Annotated in this window: 7 protein-coding genes and 1 pseudogene; 7 read left to right on the top strand and 1 reads right to left on the bottom strand. The window is 40.4% G+C overall.

The window, feature by feature from the left end; translation table 11 throughout:
• The 3 genes and pseudogenes from EA341_RS07350 to EA341_RS07340 all read left to right on the top strand — a co-directional run.
• A pseudogene (locus EA341_RS07350) lies at positions 1-792 on the top strand (DNA repair protein RecN); the annotation flags it as partial.
• Positions 793-1,119: 327 nt separating this feature from the next.
• The gene (locus tag EA341_RS07345; RefSeq protein WP_293012656.1) at positions 1,120-1,935 is read left to right on the top strand and encodes an SDR family oxidoreductase; all 816 of its coding nucleotides are present in this window, start codon (positions 1,120-1,122) and stop codon (positions 1,933-1,935) included.
• A 59-nt stretch (positions 1,936-1,994) separates the two neighbouring features.
• The gene (locus EA341_RS07340; protein WP_293012654.1) at positions 1,995-2,636 is read left to right on the top strand and encodes a DUF2911 domain-containing protein; all 642 of its coding nucleotides are present in this window, start codon (positions 1,995-1,997) and stop codon (positions 2,634-2,636) included.
• 784 nt (positions 2,637-3,420) lie between these two features.
• On the opposite strand, the gene EA341_RS07335 is transcribed toward EA341_RS07340, so the two are convergent.
• A complete protein-coding gene (locus EA341_RS07335; RefSeq protein ID WP_293012652.1) occupies positions 3,421-4,197 on the bottom strand; it encodes a prohibitin family protein in 777 nt (258 codons plus the stop codon).
• 687 nt (positions 4,198-4,884) lie between these two features.
• Between EA341_RS07335 and purN the strand changes: the two genes are divergently transcribed.
• The 4 genes from purN (at position 4,885) to EA341_RS07315 (ending at position 9,145) form a co-directional block, all read left to right on the top strand.
• Positions 4,885-5,442: a phosphoribosylglycinamide formyltransferase gene (gene purN, locus EA341_RS07330; RefSeq protein ID WP_293012650.1), complete on the top strand. Its 558-nt coding sequence runs from the start codon at positions 4,885-4,887 to the stop codon at positions 5,440-5,442.
• Between the two features lie 110 nt (positions 5,443-5,552).
• The gene (gene purH, locus EA341_RS07325; RefSeq protein ID WP_293012649.1) at positions 5,553-7,079 is read left to right on the top strand and encodes a bifunctional phosphoribosylaminoimidazolecarboxamide formyltransferase/IMP cyclohydrolase; all 1,527 of its coding nucleotides are present in this window, start codon (positions 5,553-5,555) and stop codon (positions 7,077-7,079) included.
• A 184-nt stretch (positions 7,080-7,263) separates the two neighbouring features.
• The gene (locus tag EA341_RS07320; protein WP_293012647.1) at positions 7,264-8,631 is read left to right on the top strand and encodes a tyrosine-type recombinase/integrase; all 1,368 of its coding nucleotides are present in this window, start codon (positions 7,264-7,266) and stop codon (positions 8,629-8,631) included.
• Between the two features lie 247 nt (positions 8,632-8,878).
• On the top strand, positions 8,879-9,145 hold the full coding sequence (locus tag EA341_RS07315) for a hypothetical protein (RefSeq protein WP_293012645.1): 267 nt from the start codon (positions 8,879-8,881) through the stop codon (positions 9,143-9,145).
• Positions 9,146-9,158: the final 13 nt, after the last annotated feature.

Below are 9,158 nucleotides of genomic sequence, written 5' to 3'. Positions count from 1 at the left end.
GAGATAGAAGTAGATTTTGAAAAACTGGAAACAGTAAGAGAGCGATTGACTAAAATATATCACCTACAGCAAAAACATGGGGTGGATTCAATCGAACAGCTCATGTCGCTGGAACAGGAACTTGCTGACAAGGTGCTTCAAGTGGAAAACCTGGATGAAGAATTGGAGAAGCTGGAGTTGGAAGTAAAAGAGGCGGAGAAGTCTTTGATGGAAAAAGCGAAAGTACTCAGCGAGAAAAGAGCCACTTCTTTCAAACCCTTTGCTGGTGAACTTGTAAAGCTACTGCAACAACTGGGGATGGAAAATGCTCAGATCGAAATCAACAGCCAAAAAATACCACCAAGTAAAGATGGTGCTGACCAAATTGATATACTGTTTTCTGCAAACAAGGGGATCAAACCGCAAGCCCTGAAAAATGTCGCTTCCGGAGGAGAATTTTCCAGATTGATCTTCGCTATCAAATACATCATGGCCGATAAAATGGCCCTTCCTACCCTGATTTTTGATGAAATAGACACAGGTGTTTCCGGTGAAGTGGCACTACAAATGGTGCGCATGATGCAGGATATAGCGCAGAAGCATCAGGTTATTTGCATATCACACCTTCCACAGGTAGCAGCCAAAGGACAGCAGCACTATTTTGTATATAAAGACAACAGTGCATCAAAAACCATCAGTAAGATAAAGCTCCTTGCCGGAGAAGAGCGTATTGCTGAAATTGCCAAGATGATTGCAGGGGCAAGTCCTTCTGCTTCTGCATTTGAAAGTGCCAAGGAGTTGTTGGCAGATTGATTCGGGATTGTTTTAAATAAGATTGAGAGATGCCAGATGACCGATGTCCTATGTCGGATGTAGGATGACGCATCTCTATAGGCAGAACAAAAATGTCAGAAGAGTGTATAAATCTTGATTTTTCACCGTCTTTTGGGTCTTAAGTATAAAATGCTGGTAAAAAAGCGAATACATATAATTTTTAATCCGGTATAAAAATAAAACCACGAGTCATAGGGGCTCAAAAAGCCTTTAGGGATAAGAGGTAAAACCTATTCATTTAAGCTTTATGGAAATTTTACCTATTTTTACTTATTCATTAAAGAACCAACCTTAATTAAACATAGTATGGCAGAGAATCTATTAAAAGGAAAAGTAGGCATCATTACAGGAGCATTGGACGAAAATTCCATTGCATGGAAAACAGCATTGAAAGCCCATGAGCAGGGAGCAAAATTCGTATTGACCAATGCCCCTATCGCCATGAGAATGGGAGCTATCAAAGACCTTGCAGAGCAGTGCGGTACGATCGTGATCCCAGCTGATGCTACTTCTCTTGAAGATATTGAAAAACTTTACACCGAAGCCAAGGAATACTTGGGAGCTGATTTTGACTTTATACTCCACTCAATTGGCATGTCTCCAAATATCAGAAAAGGACGATCTTACGGTGACCTGAATTATGATTGGGCCATGAAGTCTTATGATGTCTCTGCTATTTCTTTTCATAAAATGATGCAGGTTGCTGAAAAAATGGATGTCATGAAAGATTGGGGTTCTATCATGGGCTTATCCTACATTGCTGCACAACGTGTATTTCCATTTTATACAGACATGGCAGATGCCAAAGCCTTATTGGAAAGTATTGCGAGAGGATACGGATACCGTTTTGGAAAAGCCAAAAAAGTGAGGGTCAACACCATCTCCCAATCCCCGACCAAAACAACTGCAGGAACAGGAATAGGTGGATTTGATACATTTTTTAATTTTGCAGATAAGATGTCTCCCTTGGGTAATGCTTCCGCAGAAGCATGTGCAGACTACATCATCACCATGTTTTCTGACCTCACAAGGTATGTTACCATGCAAAACCTCTTTCACGATGGAGGTTATTCTACCACTGGCATCAGTGAAGAATTGATGGATCAGTTTAAGGATATTTGATTCCATTAGTTGAAAATTAAAAGGATTAATTAAATCGTTTTAACATAAAAAATATCACAATGAAATTGAAGAATTTGATTCTAAGTATTTTGGCAGGAACATTTTTAGTATCCTGCAATACCGAAAAATCAGTACAGACACAAGACTTAAGAAGTGTAGAGGGGATAAGTCAACTTGAACAAGAGCATACACTAGAAAAAGAAAGTTACGCAGATAGTGTAAATGCAGGCTTGGTTGAAGACACTTTCAAAGGAAGTGCAAGAAGAGAAGCTAAAGGCAGCATTGGAAATGCAGACATAATAGTTAATTATGGCTCTCCAGGCAAAAGAGGACGCGTTATCTGGAATGGCTTGGTATCCTATGATCAGGTGTGGGTAAGTGGTTCTCACTGGGCTACTGCTATTGACTTTTCAGAGGATGTAATGATTGGGGACACTGAAGTAACTGCCGGGATGTATGGTTTTTTCACCATCCCAGGAAGAGAAGAGTGGACTTTAATTCTCAATAAAGTGTACGATCAGCACCTTGCCGATGATTACGAAGAGGAAGAAGATGTGGTAAGAATAACTGTCACTCCTGAAGAATTGGAGGAGGAGGTACAAAGGCTGACTTATACAGTGGAGACCGAATCTGGTAATCATGGTTACATCTCACTCAGTTGGGATAAGGTGAAGGTTAGTTTACCTGTGAGAGGAAAGTAAGGCAATAGATGGGGCTATTGTCAGTTCACCAATCCATTTACTCCTACCTGCCGAAGGAATTATGATATTCGTGTGCCTGCTGCAGTCAGGATTTAAGAAGGGCAGGGAATAGTAAAGGGAAATGGTTTTGATTGGTACTGGAATTTCGAATTTCGAACATCCAATAATGAATAATGAAGGAGGGGAAGCCCTATAATGGGAACTTCTCCCCTCTCCATACAGGGAGAGGGGTTGGGGGTGAGGGTGAAGAGAAGTACGCCTGCCTGCCGACAGGAGTTACAAAGGACGATTCCCGTCCGACTGGAGTCATCCGGGCGGGTACGGAGCTTTTCAGATCATCAACATCAAGTTAAAAGTTCATGATTAAAGGCTCCTTTCACCCAACACCACCGGTTCCTGAGCGAAGTCGAAGGATAACTTTTAACTTCTTAACAATTCATCAATTAAACAATACCCTAAAAGATTCCTCCTGCGTTCCAATGACAAACAGCTATTTCTCGCGGCGATCGCTGCGCCCGCTGCGTGAACCCTTTTGTCATTTTATGATCTGTAAATACCAAATTTTAAAATCTACCAATGACAAGGTGAAGTCAAACACACTCTTGACCATCAGGATTCAGTTAATCGGTTAATCAGTTCATCAATTACATTTACGAATTACGATTGACGATTCCCGTCCGACTGGAATCATCCGGGCGGACCCGTCCGACTGGATTGTCATCCGGGCGGAGACGGCGCCTTTTTCAGTTCGTCAGTTAATCAATTCATCGATTAACCCATTTTATCAATCCTGCGAGTTGATCAAATAGGGCGTTTTCCCATCAGTGATGATGATTTTGGTATTGGGAGAATTTGACAATTCCCTGAATGCTTCAATACTTCTTAACTCAATGATTTCCCTAACCAAACCTTCTGCAAGGATTTTTTGTGCATCACGGGTTCCTTCTGCTTCAATTCTTCTACGTTCAGCCTCTTTTCTTTCCCTATCCAATACATACTCCATTTGCTGAGCTTCCTGTTCGGCCTTGAGTTTCCGTTCTATGGCACGGCTCAATTCAGTTGGCAGCTGTATACTTTTCATCAATACACGCTCAATCTCAAAACCCCTTTCCCTTAAGGATTCATGCATACGGTCCTGAATTTTATTTTCGATTTCTGAACGCATTCCAGAATGCATGTCTTTGGCCATATATTGGGCAGTCACATCGGCTGCGGCAGATCGAAACACATTCATAATCAGAACATTTTCATAATTTTCTCCGATATCTTCCAAAATAAAAGGCACTTGTTTTTTCTCAATACTATACAAAATCGAAATCTCGGACTCAATGGTCAGTCCTTCTTTACTGGGAAGGTTTAATTTCACTTCCTGATTGACCGTTCTGACGGGGACTTTGATTACCCTGGAAGTGAAGGGATTGAAACCCACCAAACCGGCATCTGCTACGTCAGGAGAAAGCTTTCCAAACTTACTTTTCACCCCAACTTCTCCTTGTCGAACTACTGCACAGGAACTGAATATCAGTACCGACAATACGATTATGGACCATTTATTTTTCATAGGATTGTATTTAGTTTACATAGCCTACGAAATCAAATTTTAAAAAGATTCTAAAAGCTCAGATAAATTGTATAAAATTTAATTTTGCTAAACTTACATTTAAAAAATTCGTTTTAGGGTACATTATTTAAGACTGATAATTCCGATAAAAAGTTTCTTAAAATTTTATATTGAAGAAAGGATGAAAAATGAGGGATGAAGGATGAAGGTCAACAACAAGTCAAATCCACCGCGGCGGACAAGATGTTAATGGTTAAAAGTTCTTTTGCCCCCACCACCGGTTCCTGAGCGAAGTCGAAGGATAACTTTTAACTTCTTAACTTTTAACAACAATTTATCAGTTCATCAATATTCAACCACAGATACGCACGGATTTTCGCAGATAACCTCGCTGCGCTCTTCGCGAAACCGTTGCGTTCGCTGCGTGAAATCAAACACTTTACATAGTAAGAATAATAAAGCCCGCTGATGACGCAAATAAGTGCAGAAAGGGGACTGCTGATTAGTTTTTGGGGAAGATTTATATCAGACAAACAACTTGTCCACTGCGGCGGAGTTAATCAATTAAACGATTCATCAGTTCATCGATTAGTCAGTTCATCGATTCATCAATTAAACAGTTAACCAACAAACCTTGGAGGGTAAGCAACATGTAACTATTTTTAGACTTCCAAAAAATCCCACATTTTGAAAAATATAGCCATTCTTGCCTCAGGCAGCGGAAGCAATGCCGAAGAAATTGTCAAATACTTCAAGGATTCTCAAAAAGGCAAAGTAGTCCTGATTGCCTCCAATAAAAAAGACGCCTTTGTACTCCAAAGAGCCGAAAAACTAAAGATCCCTCACTTTACTTTTACCAAATCCGAATTGGATTCCGGAAAGCTTGTCACAAAATTACAGGAAGCTAAAGTGGACTGGGTAGTCCTTGCCGGGTTCTTACTCAAAATCCCAGCGAACCTCATACAGGCTTTTCCTGATAGCATCGTCAACATACACCCTGCCCTACTTCCTAAATATGGAGGAAAGGGCATGTACGGCATGCATGTGCATCAGGCAGTAAGAGAAGCAGGAGACACTGTGTCCGGCATCACCATTCACCTGGTAAACGAGCAATACGACGAGGGAAAGATCATTTTCCAAGCAGCTGTCCCCATCTCCGCAGAAGATTCCCCGGAAGATATTGCCGCCAAAGTCCATTCTTTGGAGTACAAATACTTCCCAAATGTGATAGAAAGCCTGCTTTAATGCCTTGGTTTTCCTACCTTTGCCACTTGAAAATTTTCTTACCAAAATATAACTTCAAGGTATTGGTTGGCTCTCTGGAGGCCTAGCATCTTTGAGGAAAACAAAAAATCATGTCTGATAAAAAAATAAAATCTGCACTAATTTCGGTCTTTTACAAGGACAATCTTGAACCCATTATTGCCCTTCTCAAGCAACATGGAGTCAAAATCTATTCTACAGGAGGAACCCAGAAATTCATAGAAGAACAGGGGGCTGAAGTCATTCCTGTAGAGGATTTGACAGGGTATCCTTCCATCTTTGGAGGAAGGGTGAAGACACTTCATCCCAAAGTATTTGGGGGCATTCTCCATAGAAGGGAAAATGAAGGAGACGTATCTCAGGCAGTAGAATTTGACATCCCTGCGATAGACCTGGTCATTGTGGATTTGTACCCTTTTGAAGAAACTGTGGCTACAGGAGCTGCAGAAACAGATATCATAGAAAAAATTGACATAGGAGGCATCTCCCTGATCCGTGCTGCGGCCAAAAATTTCAAAGATGTAACCATCATCGCTTCTAGAGATCAGTATGCAGAACTGGAAGAAAGACTAAGAACCCAGAATGGCAGCACCTCTCTGGAAGACAGAAGGTACTTCGCTGCACAGGCCTTTCAGGTTTCTTCCCATTACGATACCCATATTTTCAATTATTTCAACAGAACAGAAAACATCCCTGTACTGAAGGTTTCGGAAAACAAAGCCAAGGCACTGCGTTATGGTGAAAATCCGCACCAAGCAGCACATTTTTATGGAGACATGAACGAGATGTTTGACCAGCTCAATGGCAAAGAACTCTCTTACAACAACCTTGTAGACGTAGATGCAGCTGTATCTCTCATTGCTGAATTTAAAGGAGAAACCGCCTTTGCTATTTTGAAACATACCAATGCCTGTGGCTGTGCCACTGCGGCTACAGTAAAAGAGGCTTACTTAAAGGCATTTGCGGCAGATACTACTTCCGCCTTTGGGGGTGTTTTGGTCACCAACCAAAATGTCGACCTTGCAGCAGCCGAAGAAATGAATAATCTATTTTTTGAGGTGCTTATTGCCCCTTCGTTTGATGAAGATGCTTTGACTGTCTTGAAAGGAAAGAAAAATAGGATACTACTCCTGCAAAAAATTGATGTTCCCGGAAACAAACAAGTCAAAACCCTACTCAATGGATTTATTGAGCAGTACAAAGACCTGAAAACTGAGAGCAAGGCGGAGTTTAAGATTGTCACCAAGAATGCCCCAAGCGAGTATGAAAAAGATGCACTGGTATTTGCGGCAAAGATCTGTAAACATACCAAATCCAATACAATTGTGTTGAGCAACAGTGATCAGCTTTTCGCATCAGGAGTAGGTCAGACATCGAGGGTGGATGCTTTGAGGCAGGCCATAGAAAAGGCCAAGTCCTTTGGCTTTGACCTTCATGGTGCAGTGATGGCATCCGATGCCTTCTTCCCTTTCCCTGACTGTGTGGAAATAGCCCATGAAGCAGGAATTACCTCAGTAGTACAACCAGGAGGTTCTATTAAAGATCAGGACTCCATTGACTATTGTGACGCCAATGGCATTAGCATGGTCATGACAGGCGTGAGGCATTTCAAGCATTAAGATAGAGGCAGTCCGGTTTTCAAAAAATCCAATTTTGGACCGAATTTTACAGGCTTACATTTTAACCTCTGCATTCAATTGCAGAGGTTTTACTTTTTTAATTAATCGGATACTTAACCGTTTAATTCATATAAGATTTTCTAATTCCTGACTATTTTCTTTTTTAATTTTAAATCTTCTTGATATGGAAAGCAGCCCAATCACAATAGCTATTGTCGGAAGGAAACTCATTTTAAAGATTCCCAAAAATGAAGCAGACATCCAATATATTCGGGGCATTCCCTATGTACGTTGGAACAAGGAGGGGTTTTTCTGGGAAATCCCTCATTATCCCGGGAATTTAGAAAGGTTGAAGGGGTACTTTGGAAAGCGATTAAGCCAGATTTTTGAGCGTCCACAAATTGAGGTTCTATTTAAGAATGACAACATTCAATTGAATAAGGATGAGGTTTTATTGGTTAAGACAAATAAAGGTCGCTTACGTTTATTTTTCGGTTTTCATGAAGGTTTGATGAAAGTGGTAAAGACATTTCCATATTATCAATGGGATAAAAATTCAAAATCCTGGTCGATTCCTTATTCTGAGCCATTTTTGGAGGATTTGAAGAGGAAGATAGGAGAGTTGGAATTATTATTGATTTACAAAGAGGAAACAGCACCGGACCGAGTTCAAAGAAAATCAAGCAGGGATGTCCCCAACTACCGGAAATGTCCAGAGGAGTATGTCAATAAGCTGGAGGAGCGAAGGTATAGCATAAGTACCATTCGAGCTTATATTCCATTGTTTGAAGAATTTATAAATCATTTTCCCAATACGCCAATTGATTATTTGGGTGAAAAAGAGATAATGGAATTTTCTAGATTTTTGGTAAATGAAAGGAAAGTCTCCAGTTCTCATCAGAATCAAGCAATTAATGCAATCAAGTTTTATTTTGAGAAGGTGAAAGGTGGAAAAAGAAAATGCTACCACATAGACAGACCGATTCGTGAGAAAGTTCTTCCAGAAGTATTGAGTGAAGAGGAAGTAGCAACAATATTAAAAGCTACCAAGAACTTGAAACATCGTGCAATTTTAATGACCATATACTCAGCAGGATTACGGATCAGCGAACTGATTAATTTGAGGATCAAAGATATTGACTCTAAGCGCATGCAGATTAGGGTTGAACAGTCAAAAGGCAAAAAGGATAGATATACCGTTCTTTCTCAAAAGACGCTAGAAATTTTAAGGCAATATATCAAGCAGGAGCGGCCTTTTGAGTATCTTTTTGAAGGTCAAGGAAGTTCAAAGGAAGAATCAATACAGTATTCCAAAACCAGTATAGCTGCCATACTCAGAAAAGCCGTTAGAATTTCTAAGATCAAAAAGAAGGTGACAGTCCATACTCTTAGGCATTCTTTTGCAACCCATTTACTTGAAAGGGGCACCGACCTCAGGTATATACAAAGTTTATTGGGTCATGGAAGTCCAAAAACGACCCAAATCTACACCCATATAACAACAAAGGGTTTTGATCAAATAAAAAGTCCGCTAGATAGTTTAGATTTATAAAAAGTTCTTTAGTTTTAATTGAAATATATCAACAATATAGTTGATATCATGCCATTTTGGGATGCTATCAACCATTATTGATGATAGCAAACCGTTGAATGAAATTGTAGGAAAACGCGCTAAGCGGGGTCAGGAAAAGAAAGGCAATGGAAATCTTTGCGGAAAGGCAAAGAATTGCATTTGAGGGGAATTTGGAAAAAGCTTAGGGTTTTGTAAAATGCCCGAAAGTGGCAGGATTTTCAGGAAGATGAAAATCATTTCCATTGCAAACGATCCTGACCTGACATTTATTGCGCGCATGCGTTTTCCTGGCAGGTTTTCAAAAAAAAAAGAAAAAGAAAAACAAAAGATGATAAAAGACCTGCCTGTTTCCTTTGTCCGTCGGCCCTGCACCTTCCCCTATACCCGTATAGGAAAAAGAGCAGGAACTTGGGAGCCTTCCGTCCAAAGGACAACTTCATTCAACATCCGGTTAACCACATACAATGAGGTCACTGACCATGTCCGGGGTTAACCGGTGTACGTTA

This window comes from Mongoliibacter sp., assembly GCF_007692705.1.
In the GTDB taxonomy this organism is placed as follows: domain Bacteria; phylum Bacteroidota; class Bacteroidia; order Cytophagales; family Cyclobacteriaceae; genus Mongoliibacter.
The sequence above is the reverse complement of the archived record's forward strand: the minus strand, read 5'-3'. Positions and strand labels throughout refer to the sequence as shown.